This is a genomic window from Achromobacter sp. Root170, assembly GCF_001428165.1.
In the GTDB taxonomy this organism is placed as follows: Bacteria; Pseudomonadota; Gammaproteobacteria; order Burkholderiales; family Burkholderiaceae_B; genus Achromobacter; species Achromobacter mucicolens.
In genome coordinates this window covers 578,228-597,383 of the sequence record NZ_LMHN01000015.1, presented here as the reverse complement: position 1 = coordinate 597,383, position 19,156 = coordinate 578,228, and the positions used below count along the sequence as shown (strand labels likewise).

Sequence of the window (19,156 nt, the reverse complement as noted above, 5' to 3'; positions counted from 1 at the left end):
TTAAGCCGCCGCCCGCCGCAACGCGTCGCCGTGGCGCGGCGCCGGCATGGGCCCGACCTGCCAGCGGCCCGTTCCGTCCAGATCCAGCCGTTGGGTATGGAACGCATCCAGCGTGCTGCGATGGCCCACGCTGACCAGCATGCTGTCCGGCAGCGCCTCGCGCAGCAGGCTGTACAGCATGTGCTCCAGCCCTTCGTCCGTGGCCGACGTGGCCTCGTCCAGAAACACCAGCGCGGGCCGGTTGTACAGCACGCGGGCAAACGCAATGCGCTGCTGCTCGCCCAGCGACAGCACGCGTGACCAGTCGTGCACCTCATCGAGCCGGCCGGCCAGATGCCCCAGGTTGACCTGCCGCAACGCATCGGCCAGCCGCGCGTCGTCGGCCGGTTGCGCCAGCCCCGGGTACGCCACCGCGCCGCGCAGGTCGCCCAGCGGCAGATATGGACGCTGCGACAGGAACAGCGCGGACGCGCCCTGCGGCCGCCGCACCACGCCGTGGGCGTACGGCCATAGTCCGGCCAGCGCGCGCAGCAAGGTGGTCTTGCCGCTGCCCGACGGCCCCTTGATCAGCAGGGCTTGTCCGGGATGCAGGCGCAGATTCAGGTTGTCCAGCAGACAGGCGCCATCCGGGCGCGACACATCCAGGCCCTCGATCTCCAGGCCATCGGGCAGCGTCTGGGTCTGCACCTGCGGCAGCGCACGCGCGGCCTCGTTGGCATCCAGGAATCCATTCAGACGATCCAGCGTCGCGCGGTACTGGGCGAACGTGTCGTAGGAACTGCGAAAGAACGACAGCGATTCCTGCACCTGCCCGAAAGCCTGCGAGGTCTGCATGACATCGCCCAGCTTGATCGCCCCGCTGAAAAAGCGCGGCGCCTGCAGGATGAACGGAAACACGACCGCGATCTGGCTGACCGACAGGTTGAATCCGTCGAACTTGAGGCCCCGGTACACGCGCGCCCACAGATTGGCGATGTAGGACGTGAAGCGCGTCCACAGCGTCGCCCGCTCCACTTCCTCGCCCTGATAGAACGCAACGTTCTCGGCGTTCTCGCGCAGTCGCACCAGCGCATAACGGAAGTTGGCCGTCAGGCGCTCGGACAGGAAGTTCAGCTTGATGAGCGGGCGGCCGATCTTGAAGGCCAGCCACGTCGCGACGATGACGTACAGATAAACCACGAACACCATGGCGCGCGGAATCTCCACGCCGCCCAGCGTCAGCGGGCCCGACAACCCCCACAGGATCGCCGTGAAGGCCACCAGCGACACAATCGCGCTGATGGCGCCGATCGCCAGCGTGCGCGACCCCGTCACGAATTGCGCGATGTCCTGTTCGATGCGTTGGTCGGGGTTGTCGACGGGCTCGGCCAGGAAGTGACCGCGGTAGTAGGCGCCCGCGCCCAGCCAGTCGCGCGTCAGCCGTTCGTTCAACCACACGCGCCAATGAATGTCGAAGGCCTGGCCCACGTAGCTGTCGGCCAGGCTGCGCACCACATGCACGGTGGCCAGCACCGCGAAAATCCCCAGGAAGTGCCAGAAGACCGTCTGGTCCAGCGCCTGCAAGGCGCTGTAGAAGCCGTTGTACCAGAACGAAAACAGCACGGTCATGCGCACCGCGAACATCGCCAGGAACAGCAGCAAGGCCAGGGTGAGCATCGGGCGCCAACTACGGCGAGGCGTCAGGTACGGCCAAGCCAGCCGCCAGAACTTCCTGCCCCAGACCGTGGTGCGCGTCAGGATCAGCGTGACCACCGCCAGCGCGACGGCGGAGATGCCGAACGCGCGCGCAAGCCACAGGGCGCTTTCTGCTAGTTGCTGCTGCCAATTCAGATCCATGAGCCCGGAACCTCGCAATGACGTTCCTGGTTAGACGTCCGGATCCGGCGCAGTTCCGGCAAAACTGCCGCTTTAAGCCTGGCTTAAGCCACCGCCAAGGACATTGAAGGCGCGTTGAAAGCCGAGACGCGATTTCATCAAGTTGGACCGAGGTCCAGGTTGGCGAACAGGTCCGCCAGCGTGGGCACGCTGCGCGCGGGCCAGATCGCGCTCAGGTCGAAACTGGGCAGGCGCTCGCCATCGCGCACCTCGCAAAAGCGCACGCCGCGAAAATCCATGGACCGTATCCAGCTGGGCAGCAAAGCCACGCCGCAGCCGCCCGCCACGCACGACAGCACCGTCAACGTGCGGCTGGCCTCCTGGTTCACGTGCGCATCGTGTCCGCCCTTGCGCATGGCATCCAGGATGTCCGCGTAAAATGCCGGCAACTGTGACTGCGGGTACATGACCAGACCGGCCTGCGCGATCTGCGCCATCGACACCTGACCGTCGGGCGGCACCTCGAACTCGTCGGGCACGGCGGCCACCAGCCGGTCCCGCAGCAACTGGCGCTCGCGCATGCGGCCGCCCACCGCGACGGGTGTATGCATCAGGCCGATATCGATCTCGCCCGTCTGCAAGGCCTCGGCCTGTTCGGCGTTGCTCATTTCCCGCAGGATGATGCGCACGCCCGGCGCCTGCTGGCGCATCTGGCGCAGCGCGCGCGGCAAGGTGTCAAAAAGCGCGGAGGACACCAGACCGACCGTCAATTGCCCTGCGCTCCCCCGCCCGATCTCGCGCGCACGGCGCGCCGCGGCGTCGATGCGCGCCACGCTGGCGCGTACGTCTTCCAGGATGGCCTGCGCGGCGGGGGTAGGCGTCGTGCCCTGACGCGACCGTTCGAACAGCCGCACGCCCAGGTCTTTTTCCATGCGCGTCAGCGCCTGGCTCAACGCAGGCTGAGCAATGCCCAGCCAGTCCGAGGCGCGGCTGACGCTGCCGTGGTCCACCACCGCCAGGAAGTACCGAAGGTGCCGGGTTTCCATATTGATCCAATATATAAAAAGCGCTTTTCCACAATGGAAAACTATACATCGACTTCCTAGAATCCCGACTTACAGAACATTACATGCCGGCAGTGCCGTTCCGCGAACGCCATGCCGAATCAGGAGACTGCTTTGCCCTCGCCGATTCCAGGCGCCGCCGTCGACACCCACGCCCACGTGTTTCACCAAGGCCTCGCCCTTGCCGACACGCGCCGCCACACGCCGGACTACGATGCCACGCTGGCCGAGTATCTGGGCTTGCTGGATGCGCACGGCATGCGCCACGGCGTGCTGGTGCAGCCCAGCTTCCTGGGCACGGACAACAGCCATCTGGTTCAAGCGCTGCGCGCGGCGCCCGACCGGTTGCGCGGCGTGGCCGTGGTGGCGCTGGACATCACTGACACTGAATTGCAAGACCTGGCTGGCGCGGGCGTGGTCGGCATCCGCCTGAACCTTGTCGGGCTGGACAGCCCCGCATTGCAGACGCCCGCCTGGCAGTCGTTGCTTGCCCGCGTGAATGCGCTGGGGTGGCATGTGGAAGTTCATGTGCAGGCTGCGCGCCTGGACGGCGTGATGCCGGCATTGCTGGCTGCGGGCTGCCGGATCGTGGTGGATCATTTTGGCCGCCCGGATCCCGCGCTCGGTGTTTCCGACGCCGGCTTCCAGTACCTGCTGCGCCAGGCGGACAGCGGCCGCGTGTGGGTGAAGCTGGCCGCGCCCTACCGCAACTGGGCCGCTGCCGCCTGCGCGGCCTCCGGCCGGCTGGCCACGCAGCAACTGCTGGACGCCTACACCCCCGAACGCCTGATGTGGGGCAGCGACTGGCCCCATACCGAACATCGCCACCTGGCGTCCTATGCCGCGGCAACGCAGTGGCTGGACGCCTGGATCGACGACCCCGCGCAACGGCGGGCCGTGCTTGCCGACACGCCGTTGCAGCTATTCCAATTCAAAGGAGACACTCCATGACCCCTCTCATCAAACGCCTGGCGCAGCGTAGCGCGCTGTTCGCCGCCGCCGGCCTGCTGGCTGGCGCCGCCGGCGCCGCGCACGCCGCCTACCCCGAGCGCGCGGTCACACTGGTGGTGACCTATCCGCCCGGCGGCACCGTGGACGTGGTCGCCCGCCTGATCGGCCCGAAGCTCGCGGCCGAACTCGGCCAGCCCGTGGTCATCGAAAACCGCGGCGGCGCGGGCGGCATGATCGGCGGCGCCGTTGTCGCCAAGGCCAATCCCGACGGCTACACGCTGATGCTGGACGCCTCCAATCACGCGCAGAACCCCGCGCTGCACAGCAAGATGCAGTTCGACACGCTGTCGGCCTTCGCGCCGGTGTCGCTGCTGCTGCGCGTGCCCAACGTGCTGGTCGTGACGCCGTCGTACGAAGTGAAGTCGGTCGCCGACCTCATCAAACTGGGCCAGCCCGATGCCAAGGAGCCGGTGTACTTTGCCTCGGCCGGTCCCGGTTCGGCCCAGCACCTGGCGGGTGAGCTGTTCAACCTGCTGGCCAAGACCCAGTTGCAGCACGTCGCGTACAAGGGCGGCGGCCCGGCCATGATCGACGTGATGTCGGGCCAGGTGCCCGTCATGTTCGCCAGCATGGGTTCTGCCTGGCAGCACGTGAAGAACGGCAAGCTGCGCGCCGTCGCCGTCGGCGGACTGGAGCGCTCCAAGACCGCGCCCGACCTGCCCACCATCGCCGAATCGGGCGTGCCGGGTTACGAAACCTACGAATGGAACGCCGTGTTCGCCCCGGCCGGCACGCCGCCCGCCATCGTGGAACAGGTGTCGCAGGCGCTGGCCAAGGTGCTGAAGGATCCCGCGATCGCCGAACAGCTTGCCGGCATCGGCGCCGAACCCATCGGCTCCACGCCTGCCGAACTGGACACGTTCCGCCGCGCCGAGATCGAAAAGTGGCAGCGCGTCGTCAAGGAAGCGGGCCTGAAACTGGATTGAGTACTGCCGGGCCTGCTGGGCCCGGACACCGCGTAGCCGGTTTGCGGCGCTCATGCTGGGCGCCGTTTTTTTTTGCCGCGCGGGCGGGGCTATCATGACGCCTTGGACAGCTTTACCGCAGGAACCCGCTGGATGGACAAGATCCGACTCGACAAATGGCTGTGGGCCGCGCGCTTCTACAAGACGCGCAGCCTGGCCTCGCAGGAAATCGGCAAGGGCCGCGTCTTCGTGAACGGACAGCCGGCCAAACCCGCGCGCGAGGTCGGCGCCGGCGACGTCGTCGCTGTCCGCAAGGAAGACCCCCCCTTGCAGGTGCGCGTCGTGGCCGTGAGCGGTGTGCGAGGCCCCGCGCCGGTGGCGCGCCTGCTGTATGAAGAAACGCCCGAGAGCGTGGCCGCCCGCGAGCGCGCCGCCGAAATGCGGCGCCTGGCGCCGGAACCGGCGCTGGGCATCGACGCGGGACGCCCCACCAAGCGCGATCGGCGTCTCATCGACCAGATGCGGGGCAAGTCTTGATGAAGCGCGGCGGCTCAGGCGGCCTGGTCTATTCCACCGAGTCCGGGCGCATGTGCCCGCAATGCCGCCAGCCTGCGGCGCAATGCCAATGCCAGGCGGCCAGCCGCACGGCCCCGGCGGGCGATGGCGTGGCGCGGGTATCCCGCGAGACCAAGGGCCGCGGCGGCAAGAGTGTGACGCTGGTGCGCGGACTGGCGCTGGCGCCCGACGCCCTGGCCGCGTTGGGCAAGCAGTTGCGGACCGCGTGCGGTTCGGGCGGCACCGTCAAGGACGGCGTGATCGAGGTGCAGGGCGACCACTGCGACCGCATCATCGACGCGCTCACGAAACAAGGCCACCGCGCCAAGCGCGCGGGCGGTTGAACCGGATCAGGACAGAACGATGGAAATTCCCGTGACGGACGTCGCGAGCTGGCACGCCCATGTGTACTTCGACGCGGCAAGCCGCGATGCCGCGTTCGCCCTGCGCGAACGGATCGTCGCGACGTTTGACGGCAAGATGGAAATGGGGCGCTTCCATGAGCGCCCCGTCGGCCCGCATCCGCAATGGAGCTACCAGATCGCGTTCGGCCCGCAGCATCTGGCCGAGATCGCCACCTGGCTGACACTGAACCACGGCGCGCTGGATGTGTTCATGCATCCGAACACCGGCAATTCGCTGCGCGACCACCGCGACTGCGCGGTGTGGATCGGGCGCAGCCACGTGTTGAACCTGGCTGCGCTGGGCGGCTGATCCCCTACAGCGCGCGACCCACGATCAGCGAATCGATCGCCATCTGCGCGTCGTCGCTCTTGCCCTCGTAGGGCAGGCGGCTCAGCACATAGCGCATGGCGTTCAGGCGCGCGCGCTTCTTGCAGTCGGACTTGACCACGATCCACGGCGCATCGGCGGTGTCGGTGTGCGCGAACATGGCTTCCTTGGCGCGCGTGTAATCGTCCCACTTGTCCAGCGACGCCAGGTCCACCGGGCTCAGCTTCCACTGCTTGAGCGGATGCACCTTGCGCTGCTGAAAGCGGCGGCGCTGTTCTTCCTGGCTGACCGAAAACCACAGTTTGATCAGCGTGATGCCGCTGCTGACGAGGTGGCGCTCGAAATCGGGCGTCTGGCGCAAAAACGCCAGGTACTCGTCCTGCGAGCAGAATCCCATCACGCGCTCGACGCCGGCGCGGTTGTACCAGGACCGATCGAACATGACGATCTCGCCCGCGGTGGGCAGGTGCTGCACGTAGCGCTGGAAGTACCACTGGCCCTTCTCGGTGTCGGACGGCTTTTCCAGGGCGACCACGCGCGCGCCGCGCGGATTCAGGTGTTCCATCATGCGCTTGATGGTGCCGCCCTTGCCTGCCGCATCGCGCCCTTCGAACAGGATCACGACGCGCTGGCCGGTTGCCTTGACCCACGCCTGCAGCTTCAGCAGTTCGACCTGCAGCTTGTACTTCTGCTTTTCGTAATTGCGGCGCAGCATGCGGTGGCGGTAGGGATAGACGCCCTCGCGCCAATCTCCGGCCAGCTCTTCGTCGGGGTTGCGGCGCGCCCCCGGCGGCTGCCGGTTGGCGTCAAGGAGCGCGCGGTGGACGGCCTGCGCATCATCGGCCGACAGCGCATCGATGACGGTTCGCAGGGCCGCGCGCGCCTCGCCCGGTTCGCCCACCTGGTAGCGGCCGGCGATATCGGCCAGCACCGCCGCGGTCTCCTGCCGCGCCGCATCCTGCCGCGCCGTCACGCGCTTGCTCAGTTCGACGGCGGGCTCGATGGCGGCCCCCGTGGCAGATGCGGCCGCCGGGCGGGCATTCGCCGTGCGCTTGGCCGCGCCCCTGGCCGCGGCGGGGCGCTTGACCGGCGCCGCCGGGGCGGCTTCGTCTTGATCGGGAGCCTGCGATATCTTGTCGGTCATTCGTCCTGTCCTTGCTGCGCCAAAAAGTTCAACCCTAGCTTGCGCCAGGGTGCGCGAAATTGATTGGGATCAAAGGTTGTAACATTTTTACACTACCCCGGCCCCTTTACACTGCACCTCCCTGGTCCCCTCGATCGCGACACCCATGTGGTCATTCATCAAGCGATGGTTCGCCGGCCCCCCGGCAGCCGAAGACCCCTTGCAGGAAATCGTGCGCTTTGATGACGCCGGGCTGACGCGCTCGGGCGAACTGGCCCGAGCGATGGGCCTGCAGGAATTCTGGCCCTGGCGCGACATTCATGAATTCGGGTTCGTTTTCACGCAGGCGATTTATCCGGACCCGTGGTTCGGCGACTACATGGAAAGCCTGTGGTTCGTCCGCGTGCCCACCGACGGCGGCGGGCTGATGCGAATGGACTTCGACGCGCGCGTGCTGGACATCAATCAGTTGCCCCCCGCCCTGCTCCGCAACCTGCCCGGCCTGGACATGGACGTGTTGCGCGCGGGCCTGGCGACCGCCGCGCGGGGCCTGCGCCATTTCGAGGGCGAAGGCGAGTGGGTGGCCTGGCGACGCACGGACGCCGCCTCTGCCGACCTGCCCGCCGCTACACGCGATCCAGACCCTGCTTGAGGTCCGCCAGAATGTCCTCGGGCGTTTCCAGCCCCACGGACAGCCGCAGCAATCCTTCGGACAAACCGTAGCGCTCGCGGTCCTCGGCCGAATAGCTGGCGTGGGTCATCGACGCCGGATGCTGGATCAGGGTCTCGGGATCGCCCAGGCTGACCGCAATGCGCGCCAGCTTCAGGCTGTTCAAGAGCGTCTTGCCGGCGGACAACCCGCCCTTCAGCTCGAAGGCCACCAGTCCGCCACCCGCCGCCTGCTGGCGCGCCGCGATGTCCGCGCCCGCCGTGCCGGACAGGCCCGGATAGAACACGTCGGCCACTGCCGGGTGCTCGCGCAGCAGCTTGGCCACCTTCAACGCGGATTCGCTGTGCCGCTGCACGCGCAGCTCCAGCGTCTTGATCCCGCGCAGCACCAGAAAGGCCGTGAACGGCGACAGCGTCGCGCCGGTGAAGTAGCGCAGTCCCTGCAACCGGATGGCGTCGATATGCGGCTTGCGGCCCAGCACCGCGCCCGCCAGCAGGTCGCCGTGCCCGCCCAGATACTTGGTGGCCGAATGCAGCACAATGTCCGCGCCGTGCTCGAGCGGCCGCTGCAGCACCGGCGTGGCGAACGTGTTGTCGACGATCGTCAGCAGGCCCTTGCCGCGCGCGATGGCGGAGATGGCCGCAATGTCCACCAGCCGCAGGTTCGGATTGGCGGGGGTCTCGAAGTACACGGCCCGGGTCTTGGGCCCGATGGCGGCAGCCACCGTCTGGGGCTTGGTGAAGTCCGCGAACACGGCCCGCACGCCAAAGCGGGCCAGCCCCTGCGTGAACAGCGTGAAGGCCGTGCCGTAGACAATCTGGTCGACCACGATCTCGTCGCCGCTTTGCAACAGCGAAAACAGGGTGGCCGAGATGGCCGCCATGCCCGAGGCCGTCACCACGCCGGCCTCGGCGCCTTCCAGCGACGCCAGGCGTTCTTCCAGCAGCGCCTGCGTGGGATTGCGCGTGCGGCCGTAGACATAGCCTTGGGCTTCGCCAAGCCGGATCCGGTCAAAGGCCTCGATGCTGTCCTGCGTGTAGGTGGACGTCAGATACAGCGGCGGCGACAGCGCGCCCTGTTCGTCCAGCGGGTCGTAGCCCAGGTGGATGGCGCGGGTCGCAAAACCGTGTTGCGGGTGGTCGGTCATGTCATTCACTCCTGTCATCGGTGGATGCAGACGCGCATCGCGCCTGCCCTGAAATCGGTTCGCGCCGCCGGCCCGCGGCATTGACGGGGCCCAAGCGAGTCTTTACAGTCAAACGCCGTATCCCCGTTTTCACGCGCCACATGAACGACCCGCAAGCGCCCGCCACGGCTGCCGGCCCGGCCGCTCTGGCCACGGCTCCGCCCGAACCCGGCTGGCTCCTGAAGGCCGCCACCTGTCTGGTCTATTCCGCGATGCTGGCGTGGACCGTCTACAGCAGCCGTCCGGAAACGATGCTGGAGGTTGCGCAACTGGCCTTCGGCGGCGCCATGCTCCTGGGCGCCCTGCTGCTCGTCGTCCTGGGCGTCTTTTCCCTCTGGAAACGCTTTCGCACGCCGCGCAACCGCGTGCGCATCATGCTGGGCGCGGGGGTGTTCCTGCTGGCCGCCGTGGCCGTGCCGCTTGCCGAACGCAGCCACGACAACCGCCAGCGCGACATCGCCAACACCGAAATCCGCAAGGCCATCGACGCGCTGCGCATGCAGGCCGGCGGCGGCTCCGGCGTGCCCGAAGACGTGCCGGCCATCGACCCCTCGCCCAAGGCCACGGGTCCGTACGGCGAAATGGAACGGGCCATGAAAACCGTCGCCGGCGAACGGCTTGCGCAGCATCGCGCCTACCTGCAGGAACTCAAGGAAATCGGCCTGCCCCGGCTCTTTGACGCCGGCCGGCTGGCGCGCGACTCGGGCCTGATCGAAAGCCGCCTGATTCTGGAACAGGCCGAAAAGCTGGTGCCCGCCTACCGCCAGCAAAGCCTGGACGTGCTGGACGAAATGCCCGCGCTGGTGCGCTCGCTGACCATCTCCGAACCTGAAAAGGCAAAGATCCTGCAGGCGCTGACGGACTCGCGGGCGGCAAGCAATGAGAAACTGCGGCGCGTCTGGGACCTGGAAACGCAAATCCTGCACGAGTTCGGGCTGATGATCACGCTGCTCGATGACAACCGCCAGTTCTGGTACGCGGACCGCAACGAATTGAAGTTCGGCCGCAACGCCGACCTGACGCGCTTTCACCAGCACCAGGACACCGTCAACCGGCTGGCCCTCGAGCAGGAACGGCTGGCGACGCAATCCCTGGCGGCCATGCCGCAGGCGCCGCTGCGCTGAGCCGGATAAGCCTTCAATCAGGGCACGCATGCGCTAGCGCTTGTGGTCGGCGCGGCGCGACAGCCACTCGCCGGTAAATTGCACGATCGACACCAGCGCGATCAGGATGACGATCACCTCGAACATCACCCGCGTCTCGTAGCGTTCGTAGCCGTAGCGGATCGCCAGATCCCCCAACCCGCCCGCGCCAACGGCGCCCGCCATGGCAGAGGCGTTGATCATGGCGATCACGCTGACCGTCATGCCGCCGATGATGCCCGGCAAGGCTTCCGGGAGCAGCACATGGCGCACGATGTGCCACCGGCGGCAGCCCATGGCGCGCGCCGCCTCGACCAGACCGTGGTCCACGTCGTTCAGGCTGACCTGCGCAATGCGCGCAAAAAACGGAATCAGGTTCGCCGACAGCGGCACGATGGCCGCCCATGTGCCCAGCGTCGTGCCTACCAGGAAGCGCGTGAAGGGCAGCATCGCGACAAGCAGGATGATGAAGGGGATGGCGCGGAAGGTATTTACCGTGACCGACAACGCCTTATTCAAGCGCGGACGCGGGTACAGACTGCCCGGCGCGGTGACGGTCAGCACCACCGCGAGCGCCAGGCCGGCGCCTATGGCGATGGCCGCGGAAATGCTCACCATCGTCAGCGTCTGCAGAAATGCCTGCAGGTATTTATCAAGCATCGGTAGCGACATAGCCAAGTACCTTGATCTGATCGGCCACCAGCGCGGCGCGCGCGGCCTCTTCCTGTAATGCGCCTGCGGGCACCGACACCAGCAGGCTGCCTTGCGCGTGGCCGCGCAGCCTGTCCAGTCCGCCGTGCAGCAGCGTCGCGCCCGGCCCCATCGCAGCCAGCGCCTGCAGCGACACGCCGTCGGGCCTGCCCTGGCCGGTAAAGCGCAACCGCAGCACCGCAACGCCAGGACGCCCGTGCAGATCGGGCACCAGCCGTGCCGCCAGGTCCGCCGGCAGATCGTGCTGCAACGGCCGCAGCAGCGCGCGCGTGGCATCCGCCTGCGGGTTGCCGAACACGCGCCACACCTCACCCAGCTCGACCTTGCGGCCGCCATCCAGCACCAGCACGTTGTGGCAGACCTCGCGGATCACGGCCATGTCATGCGTGATCAGCACGACAGTCAGGCCCAGCTTGCGGTTGATGTCCAAAAGGAGCGCCAGGATGGATTGCGTGGTCTCGGGGTCGAGCGCGGACGTCGCCTCGTCGCACAGCAGGATCTCGGGCTCGTGGACCAGCGCGCGCGCAATGCCCACGCGCTGCTTCTGTCCGCCGGACAGCTTTGACGGGTAAACATCGGCCTTGTCCCGCAGGCCCACCATCTCAAGCAGCGCCTCCACCCGCGCCCGCGCGGCAGCCGGCTTCACGCCCGCCACGCGCAGCGGCAGCGCGACGTTTTCGGCCACCGTCTTGGCCGACAGCAGATTGAAGTGCTGGAAGATCATGCCGATGCGGCGGCGCAGGCCCACGAGCGCATCCTCGTCCAGGCTGCCCACGTCCACCCCGTCCACGCACACGCGGCCCGCGCTGGGCCGTTCCAGCATGTTGATCGACCGAAGCAACGTGGACTTGCCCGCCCCGCTGCGGCCGATGATGCCGAATACCTCGCCGCGCGCAATCGAAAACGACACGTCAGATAGCGCCGCAACCGCGCCCGCGGGGCCTTGGTACTGCTTCTGCAGGCCCTCGAACACGATGTGCGCGTCGCGCGCCGGCGCTTGCGTGGCGCGCATGGCGTCCTGGGGCAGGGAAAGTTCGCGTTGCATGATTGCCTAGAAGACCGGGATCACCGACCCTTCGAACTTCGTCAGGATGAACTGGCGCACTGCTTCGGAGTGATACGCCTTGACCAGCTCGGGCACCCACGGCGCGTCCTTGTCCTTCTCGCGCACCACGATGATGTTCACGTACGGGTTGTTTTCCTTCTTCTCGACCGCGATGCCGTCGCGCGTGGCGATCAGCCCGGCCTGGTACGCAAAGCTGTTGACGATGGCGGCGGTGTCCACGTCCGGCAGCGAGCGCGCCAGCACCACCGATGCGCTTTCCACGAAGTCGAGCTTCTTGGGATTGGACGTCACGTCGGCCAGCGTGGCCGTGCCGGTCGCCGGATCAAAGCCGTCTTTCAGCGTGATGAGACCCTGGTCGCGCAGGATGACCAGCGCGCGCGTCTGATTGCTGGGATCGTTGGGAATGCCCACCTTCGCGCTGTCCGGCAAATCCTTGAGCGACTTGTACTTCTTGCTGTAGAACGCGATGGGCGAGATCAGAGTGTTGGCCACCGGCACCAGCTTGTAGCCGCGCTGCTTGATCTGGTCGTTCAGGAAGGGAATGTGCTGGAAGGCGTTCGCCTCGAGATCGCCGTTATTCAGCGCCTCGTTCGGGCTGGCGGTGCCGGTGATGACGACGGGCTCGACGGCCAGGCCATTTTTCTTGGCCACCTGCGCCACCACTTCCCAGATCTGCTCGTCAACGCCCCCGCGCACGCCCACTTTGAGCGGCTTGGGGTCGGCCGAGAAGGCGGGGCCGTGAAACATGGCGGCGGACGCCAGCACCGCACCCAGCAAGCGCTTGAACATCGGCGCCCATGCGAAACGCGCGGGCTGCGCGCCGCCGGAAACGGACGCGTCCGCCGCGGCCTCGGCCGCAAAAGTACGAATAGTCATGATGGAATCGCCTCTGAACCCGTGCAGTTATGAGAGGAGACGATTCTAGGGACGGGGCTTGTGCGCGCGAACGACTTGTTCGTTGAGTCGTTATTACGCGGTTGATTCGATATGGCGCGTTGTCATATCGCAGTCCAGGCATGGCGCCCCCGCCATGCGCCGGACCGGCGGTCAGGTGTGCCCGTTCAGAACGGTTTGACCACGACCAGCGTCACGATGGCCGCTGCCGCCAGCACGATGAACGGCGCCTGCAGGTCGATCAGGGGCGGCCGCTTGCCGCTGCCGCCGGCCATGCGCCGCAGCGATGCGCTCTGCATGCCGAGCAAACCGGACAGGCTGATCGCGAAGGCGACCTTGATCCAGATCCAGTTCATCGCAAACCAGCCGAACGTCATGGCCAGGTGCAGTCCGATCAACCAGGTGATGACCATGGCCGGCGTGGTGACGAACAGCGTCCAGCGGCGCAGGACGTGGAGCATCCGGCGCTCCTTGGGCGCGTCGTCGCCATGCTCTGGCTGCGACGTCAGGAGAAAAAGCGACACGAAGAGCGAGCCCACCAGCCACGCCACGGCGGCCGCCACATGGGCCATTTTCAGGAGTTGGTATGTCATGGGCGGCATTATCGCCGCTCGCGGCCAGCGCGATGCGGCGCGCTGGCCTGCAGTGTTTGCGCTACGGCAAACGCGCCGGCGGTGGATGCGCCGGCGGCAACGGCGTCAATTGCGGGTTTGCGAAGCCGGCGCGGGAGCAGTCGCCCCTTCGGCGGGCGTTCCCGCGGCGGCAGGTGCGGCCGCAGGCGATTGTGCGGCGGGCGATCCCGCGGCGGGCGATCCCGCGGCGGGCTCCCCCGAGGCGGGCGTCTTTGCCGCCGGCGCAGACGTGGCGGGCGCTGTGGCGGGCGCCGGCTTGTCGCCGCCGGCCGCGGCCGGATTCAGCGTGTCGGCCGGCGCATCCGGCGCCACGACCGGATCGGCCGGCGCCTGGGCCGGGGCTGTGGCGGGAGAAGCCGCCGACTTTGACGCCGCTCCCTTCGGCCGCGCGGACGGCTCGCGCGGCGCGGCGGCCGCCTTGGCGTCGGGCAGGTATCGCTCCAACAGCTGGAAGAACCCGTCATAGAACTTGGGGCGCGTCACCGTCTGGCTTGCCGTCTTGACCAGCGAGTCGTCGCTGCCGCCAAACGGCATCGAGACCTGGCCCAGCACGCTGACCCCCACGCTGGCCGAGTTGCCCGTGCGCTTGATCGAATAGCGGTCCTGCACGGCGTTGGCGAACACGGTGGCGCCTTCGTGCGAGCTGCCGTCGGGCGCGCACTCCACGTTGAAACTGATCTGCGTATGCTGCCCGTCCTCGCCCTCGAAGTTCTTGTGGCCGGTCACGCGAGACGGTTCGTACTTGTCGATGTTGTATCCCTGGCTGAGCAAGGCACGCCGGCCCGCGTCGCAGGCGGCGCTGCTGGCCGCCGGAACGCTGCGCGAGTAGGTGTCGCTTTGCGCGAAGTCCTCTCGCTCGTAAACGGGCTTGGGGGAAGAACATCCGGCCAGGACGGCCGTCAGGGTGGCGAACAGGGGAAAAACGATACGGCGGGTGGCGCGTGGCATGAGAGGTCCGGCGTGGAGCAACGACGTGCATTATCCGACAAGAAACCCGGACGTTTATTGGGGACGGAATTGATCGGAGATATGTTGAAACAGGTTCGCATTCCGCCGTTTCCAGGCCGATGGCCGTGTCCCTATATGCGAGGCCGCCTCAGGGAACATCAGGCGTCGTAATTCGTATCGAATTCGATGCGCGGTCCATGACCTGCATGCAACAGGTTTGCCGCGCCAGCGACAGCGACTACGGCAGCAACGACGACAGCGCCATCAACGCGCGGCGGCAGGCGCCAAGGGCTCCTTGTCCACCGCCCCCAGGATTTCCGCCGCCAGACGCACGCGCGCGTCGTTCGGGTAGTTGCGGTTAGCCAGAATGACGATGCCGAGCTTGCGCGCGGGCACAAACGCCACGTAGGCTCCGAAGCCGTTGGTGGACCCCGTCTTGTTGATCCAGGTCTGGGCCTGCGGCGCCAGCGGCGGCTGCAGCGCCTGGGCCGGATGGCTCTGGCTGTTCAGCGTGCCGGCGTTGGCCGTCAGCAGCGAATCCAGCGGCACGGGATACGGGAACTGCTCCCACACCATGTCCTGCGTCATTGCGCCCACCTGGTAATAGCCCACGTGGGTGTCCGCGATGGCGCGGCGGATGTCCTTGTCCAGCACGTCCATGTCCATGCTGGCCTCGACGAAGCGCAGCAGGTCGCGCGCGCTGGTTTTCACGCCATAGGCCTCGGCCGCCAGCACGCCCGGATTCACGCGCACCGGCGCGCCCTGCTTGTTGTAGCCCTGCGCGTAGCGCGACGCCTTGGCGGCGGGCACCTCAATGAACGTGCTGGACAGACCCAGCTTTGGAAAAAGGTCCTTTTCCATCGCCTGGGCAAACGGCTGCTTCAGGCTTGCAGCCGCCACGACGCCCAGCATGCCGATGCTGGGATTGGCGTACGAGCGATACGTGCCAGGCGCATGCTCCGGCTTCCAGGCCTTCAGGTATTGCATCAATTGCGCGTTGTCGCGGACCTCGTCAGGCACCTGCAACGGAAAACCGCCCGTCGTGTGCGTTGCCAGGTTCAACAAGGTCAGCTTGGCGAATTCAGTGCCGGCCAGCTCGGGCAAAAAGCGCGCCGGACTGTCGGTCAACTGCAACAAGCCCTTGGCCTGCGCATACGCGGCAAGCGTCACGGTGAAGGTCTTGCTGATCGAGCCCACTTCAAAGATCGTGTCCCGATTGACGGCGCGCCGCGTCTGCAATGATTCGACGCCATAGGTGTAGAAACGCTGGCGGCCTTGGTGCGTCACGGCGATCACCATGCCCGCGATGTCGTGTTGGCGGATGACCGAGCGGGCCGCCTCGTTCACGACGCTGTCGATGTAGGGCAGCTCGGAGCGCGCGACAGCCGAACTGGGCAGGGCGCCAAGAAAGCCAGCCGCAAGGAGGCTGGCGCAGAAATATCTACGGGTGAACATGCAGCGTTCTCAGGAAGGGGACGGACCGTCCGGCGGGATCGGCGGCGCGGCGATGCCGAATCGTACCGCGCCGCGCCTGCCATCAGGCGCCCTTCCCCTGCTGCGGCCGACGGGCAGGTCCGCCGACCGGGACGCCAGCCATCGGCGCCCCGCGTCAGGCCAAGGCCGGCTCGGCACGCGACGGCTGGATCGCATCCCTGTGCACTGTGCCGTCCTGCGCCGCGGCGCACGTATCCTTGCACACCTTACCGTCCTTCATCACCAGGACGATCCGGTCCGGATCCACCAGCAGCGACAGGTCGTCCAACGGGTTGCCGTCCACCATGACGACGTCGGCCATGTAGCCGGGACGCAACATGCCCAGCTCGTCGGGCCGCTGCATGATCTGCCCGCCCAGTCGCGTGGCCGCCACCAAGGCCTCGACCGGCGTCATGCCGATGTAGTCGACGAAGTATTGAAGGTCGTTGGCGTTCGTGCCATGCGGCATCCACGCAAAGCCGTAGTCACCGCCCGGCAGGATGCGTATGCCGCGCTTGTGCATCTTGCGCAGGCTTTCCGAGGCAATCTCCAGCTCGCGCTTGTAGCCCATGCTTTCCGCGATCGCGGGGGTGATCCCGTAATCGGACGCGTGGTAGGCCGTGCGCACCAGCCAGCCGATGCCGGGCGCGACAAAGTGCCTGTCCTTGTTGGCTTCCAGCATGTCCAGCGCTTCGTCGTCCGCGAAGCTGGCGTGATAGACCATCTCGATGCCGTGGCGCACGCATTGCTTGACCGACTCGCTGGACCGGGCGTGCGCCGCGATCCGCTTGCCGTAACGCTTGGCCTCGGACGCCAGCATCGCGATTTCATCTTCCGCGAAGGGCGACATCTCGGCCGGCAGGCCAGCGATGTATTCGCCCGACAGATTGATCTTCAGGTGGTCGACGCCGTACTTGATGAACGTGCGGACCGAACGGCGGATTTCCTCCGGGCCGCTGCAGACGCTGCCAAAGCTCAGCTCTTCGAAATGCATGTGCGGCAACGTGTTGTCGCCCAGCGCGCCGATGGTCGTGATCTCCTGGCTGCCGGCAAGATAGCGCGGCCCCGGGCATTCGCCGGCCTCGATTGCATTGCGCAGCACCACGTCCAGCCGGGGCTTGGCCGCCGCCGCGCCGATGGCGGAGGTCCATCCCATTTCCAGGTAGCGCTTGGCCACGCGCACACACCACAGGATATGTTCCTCGGGCGGCATGAACTGGATGGCGGCCAACGTGGGCTGGTCGTTCCACGAGAAATGCGTGTGCGCTTCGGTCATGCCTGGCATCAGGAAACGACCCTTGCCATCGACCATGCGCGCGCCGTCCCGATTGACCCGGCCGGGCAGGCGCGCCACCTCGGCGATGCGCCCGCCATCGATCAGCAACTCGCCGTCAAAGACGTCATCGCCGCTTCCATCAAAGATGACAACGTTGGTAATCGCAATTCTGGACATGAGTGGTCTCCTCCCGGACCCCGCGGGGCCGGTTTTTTTATGAAAAGTATTGATGCGGGTTGGGGGTTCCGCGGATCTGCCCGGCAGGCGGGTGTTAGCCCGGCAGATCCGCATGAAACGCCTGGAACGCGGCGATGCAGGCGCCGGGCTGCTCGAACGTCGTCCAATGGCCGCAGCCTTGCACGACGGTGCAGCGGCTGACCGGGATGCGCGCGGCCATTGCTTTTACGTGCGCGGGCGGCGCGACGCCGTCCTCGTCGCCCGTCACCAGCAGCACCGGCACGCCCAGCCGTTCCAGATCCGCGGCGCGCGCGTCGGCCAGCGCTTCGCAGCTTTGGGCATACCCTTCCGGCGGCTGCCGCATCACGCTCTCCCTGACCAGCGCCAGCACCGCGGGCTGTTCCGCCTTGGTGCGGCTGCTGGTGGCGCCCTTGACGATGGCGTCGGCAATTTCCTGCAGGGCCGGTGCGCCCTGGCGGGCCAGCGCCGCCCGCGCCCGGATGCCCGGCCGGCCCGCTTCGGGGGGCTCGGCAAGCGGGCCGAACAGCGCCAGCGAGCGGACCTGTGCGGGGGCTTTAAGCGCAAGATGCTGCGCGACGATGGTCCCCAGCGAATGCGCCGCCACATGCACGGGGCCGCAATCCAGCTCTTCAAGCATGCGCGCCAGCGCGTCGACGTAGCCCGCGACCGACAGGGTGTCGTCCGGCAGTGGCGATCGGGCGCTGCCCGGCAGGTCCGGGCGGATGACACGAAAGCCCGTCAGGGCGGCCATCAGCGGCGTCCACGTATTGGACGAGCCGCCCAGCCCGTGGATGCACAGCAGCGCGGGGCCGTCGCCGTCGATTTCCACCGACAGGCCCTTGATGTTTTGTGTCGTCATGCCGGCGCTCCCACGAATTCGTTCTCGATGCTTCCCAACCCCTCGACCTCCACCCGCACCACGTCGCCCGCGGCCAGATACCGGGGCGGCGTCATGCCCATGCCGACCCCTGCCGGCGTCCCGGTGGCGATCACGTCCCCCGGATAAAGCGTGATGCCGCGCGAGATCGTCTCGATCAACGCCGGGATGTCGAAGATCATGTTCTCGGTGGGCCCGTCCTGCCGCAACTCCCCGTTCACCCAGCAGCGCACACGTGTCCTTGCGCCATCGAACGCATCGGCCGTGACGATCCACGGCCCCATCGGACAGAAGGTGTCGAACGACTTGCCCATGTCCCACTGCTGATGCCGCATCTGCACGTCCCGGGCGGTGACGTCGTTGATGACGGTGTAGCCAAAGACATGATCCAGGGCCTCGCCGCGCGCGATGTTCTTGCCCGTCTTGCCGATGATCACGCCCAGCTCGGCCTCGTAGTCGATCTGCGCGGACACGCCAACCGGCAGCAGGACTTGCGCCCGCGGTCCCACCACGCATTCCGGCACTTTGGTGAAGACGATGGGCCAGGCCGCCGGGTTGGCGTCGTTGTCCTTGAAGACGGACGCGGACAACTCCTTGGCGTGTGCGTGATAGTTGCGCCCGACGCACCACAGGTTGCGCCGCGGACGGGGCAGCGGCGCCCGCAAGACGACGTCCGACAGACGCAGCGGCGTCAGCGTGGCGGGCAGCGGACGGCCCGCCGCAAGGTGATCAATCACGGCCTGCGCGCCGAGCTGCCTGCCCGCGTCGTCCAGCGCCAGCGGCGCGACCGTCACGCCGTCCTCCGACACCAGCCCGACGCCGGGCTCTCCATTCATCAAGAAACTTGCAATGCGCACCGCGGTCTCCTTCGTGCTTCT

General features: G+C 67.1%; 20 protein-coding genes. 7 read left to right on the top strand and 13 right to left on the bottom strand.

The features are described from left to right. Together ASD87_RS17130 and ASD87_RS17125 are read right to left on the bottom strand one after the other, a co-directional pair. Positions 1 to 1,836, bottom strand: coding sequence for an ABC transporter ATP-binding protein/permease (locus ASD87_RS17130; protein WP_056324029.1), 1,836 nt, complete (start codon positions 1,834 to 1,836; stop codon positions 1 to 3). 137 nt (positions 1,837 to 1,973) lie between these two features. Next, on the bottom strand, positions 1,974 to 2,861 hold the full coding sequence (locus ASD87_RS17125) for a LysR family transcriptional regulator (protein ID WP_056324027.1): 888 nt from the start codon (positions 2,859 to 2,861) through the stop codon (positions 1,974 to 1,976). 111 nt (positions 2,862 to 2,972) lie between these two features. On the opposite strand from ASD87_RS17125, the gene ASD87_RS17120 reads away from it, so the two are divergent. The 5 genes from ASD87_RS17120 (at position 2,973) to ASD87_RS17100 (ending at position 6,064) form a co-directional block, all read left to right on the top strand. Then, entirely contained in the window at positions 2,973 to 3,830 is an 858-nt protein-coding gene (locus tag ASD87_RS17120) for an amidohydrolase (protein WP_056324025.1), read from the top strand. Then, positions 3,827 to 4,816, top strand: coding sequence for a tripartite tricarboxylate transporter substrate binding protein (locus ASD87_RS17115; protein WP_056324022.1), 990 nt, complete (start codon positions 3,827 to 3,829; stop codon positions 4,814 to 4,816). The genes ASD87_RS17120 and ASD87_RS17115 overlap by 4 nt, the downstream gene beginning before the upstream one ends. A 132-nt stretch (positions 4,817 to 4,948) precedes the next feature. Beyond that, a complete protein-coding gene (locus ASD87_RS17110; protein ID WP_056324020.1) occupies positions 4,949 to 5,332 on the top strand; it encodes an RNA-binding S4 domain-containing protein in 384 nt (127 codons plus the stop codon). Next, complete coding sequence (locus ASD87_RS17105) at positions 5,332 to 5,694, top strand: translation initiation factor Sui1 (RefSeq protein WP_056324017.1); 363 nt, start codon at positions 5,332 to 5,334, stop codon at positions 5,692 to 5,694. The genes ASD87_RS17110 and ASD87_RS17105 overlap by 1 nt, the downstream gene beginning before the upstream one ends. Before the next feature lie 19 nt (positions 5,695 to 5,713). Further along, positions 5,714 to 6,064, top strand: coding sequence for a DOPA 4,5-dioxygenase family protein (locus ASD87_RS17100; protein ID WP_056324015.1), 351 nt, complete (start codon positions 5,714 to 5,716; stop codon positions 6,062 to 6,064). 4 nt (positions 6,065 to 6,068) lie between these two features. Here the strand turns inward: ASD87_RS17100 and ppk2 are convergent, their stop codons facing one another. Next, positions 6,069 to 7,226: a polyphosphate kinase 2 gene (ppk2, locus tag ASD87_RS17095; protein ID WP_082586323.1), complete on the bottom strand. Its 1,158-nt coding sequence runs from the start codon at positions 7,224 to 7,226 to the stop codon at positions 6,069 to 6,071. Between the two features lie 145 nt (positions 7,227 to 7,371). Between ppk2 and ASD87_RS17090 the strand changes: the two genes are divergently transcribed. Further along, positions 7,372 to 7,857, top strand: coding sequence for a hypothetical protein (locus ASD87_RS17090; RefSeq protein WP_056324012.1), 486 nt, complete (start codon positions 7,372 to 7,374; stop codon positions 7,855 to 7,857). Here the strand turns inward: ASD87_RS17090 and ASD87_RS17085 are convergent. Next, a complete protein-coding gene (locus ASD87_RS17085; RefSeq protein ID WP_056324010.1) occupies positions 7,832 to 9,022 on the bottom strand; it encodes a PLP-dependent aspartate aminotransferase family protein in 1,191 nt (396 codons plus the stop codon). The two genes, ASD87_RS17090 and ASD87_RS17085, sit on opposite strands and share 26 nt — an antisense overlap. Before the next feature lie 140 nt (positions 9,023 to 9,162). Between ASD87_RS17085 and ASD87_RS17080 the strand changes: the two genes are divergently transcribed. After that, entirely contained in the window at positions 9,163 to 10,185 is a 1,023-nt protein-coding gene (locus ASD87_RS17080; protein ID WP_056324008.1) for a hypothetical protein, read from the top strand. 33 nt (positions 10,186 to 10,218) lie between these two features. On the opposite strand, the gene ASD87_RS17075 is transcribed toward ASD87_RS17080, so the two are convergent. The 9 genes from ASD87_RS17075 to ASD87_RS17035 form a co-directional block, all read right to left on the bottom strand. Beyond that, positions 10,219 to 10,875 carry a methionine ABC transporter permease gene (locus ASD87_RS17075; RefSeq protein ID WP_056324005.1) on the bottom strand — a complete coding sequence of 219 codons (657 nt, stop codon included), beginning with the start codon at positions 10,873 to 10,875 and terminating at the stop codon, positions 10,219 to 10,221. Continuing rightward, positions 10,856 to 11,959 (bottom strand): methionine ABC transporter ATP-binding protein, encoded by a 1,104-nt coding sequence (locus tag ASD87_RS17070; RefSeq protein ID WP_156403443.1) that lies wholly within the window; start codon positions 11,957 to 11,959, stop codon positions 10,856 to 10,858. Before ASD87_RS17070 ends, ASD87_RS17075 begins: the two co-directional genes overlap by 20 nt. A 6-nt stretch (positions 11,960 to 11,965) precedes the next feature. After that, positions 11,966 to 12,727 (bottom strand): MetQ/NlpA family ABC transporter substrate-binding protein, encoded by a 762-nt coding sequence (locus ASD87_RS17065; protein WP_369818556.1) that lies wholly within the window; start codon positions 12,725 to 12,727, stop codon positions 11,966 to 11,968. A gap of 314 nt (positions 12,728 to 13,041) precedes the next feature. After that, positions 13,042 to 13,467 carry a CopD family protein gene (locus ASD87_RS17060; RefSeq protein ID WP_223576143.1) on the bottom strand — a complete coding sequence of 142 codons (426 nt, stop codon included), beginning with the start codon at positions 13,465 to 13,467 and terminating at the stop codon, positions 13,042 to 13,044. Positions 13,468 to 13,572: 105 nt separating this feature from the next. Continuing rightward, positions 13,573 to 14,454, bottom strand: coding sequence for a DUF2242 domain-containing protein (locus ASD87_RS17055; protein ID WP_056323997.1), 882 nt, complete (start codon positions 14,452 to 14,454; stop codon positions 13,573 to 13,575). 264 nt (positions 14,455 to 14,718) lie between these two features. Next, on the bottom strand, positions 14,719 to 15,909 hold the full coding sequence (gene blaAMZ, locus ASD87_RS17050) for an AMZ family class C beta-lactamase (protein ID WP_056323995.1): 1,191 nt from the start codon (positions 15,907 to 15,909) through the stop codon (positions 14,719 to 14,721). 154 nt (positions 15,910 to 16,063) lie between these two features. Further along, the gene (locus ASD87_RS17045) at positions 16,064 to 17,380 is read right to left on the bottom strand and encodes an amidohydrolase family protein (protein WP_056323992.1); all 1,317 of its coding nucleotides are present in this window, start codon (positions 17,378 to 17,380) and stop codon (positions 16,064 to 16,066) included. Positions 17,381 to 17,474: 94 nt separating this feature from the next. Beyond that, a complete protein-coding gene (locus ASD87_RS17040) occupies positions 17,475 to 18,260 on the bottom strand; it encodes an alpha/beta fold hydrolase (protein ID WP_056323990.1) in 786 nt (261 codons plus the stop codon). Continuing rightward, positions 18,257 to 19,135 carry a fumarylacetoacetate hydrolase family protein gene (locus ASD87_RS17035; protein ID WP_056323987.1) on the bottom strand — a complete coding sequence of 293 codons (879 nt, stop codon included), beginning with the start codon at positions 19,133 to 19,135 and terminating at the stop codon, positions 18,257 to 18,259. The genes ASD87_RS17040 and ASD87_RS17035 overlap by 4 nt, the downstream gene beginning before the upstream one ends. Positions 19,136 to 19,156 lie beyond the last annotated feature (21 nt).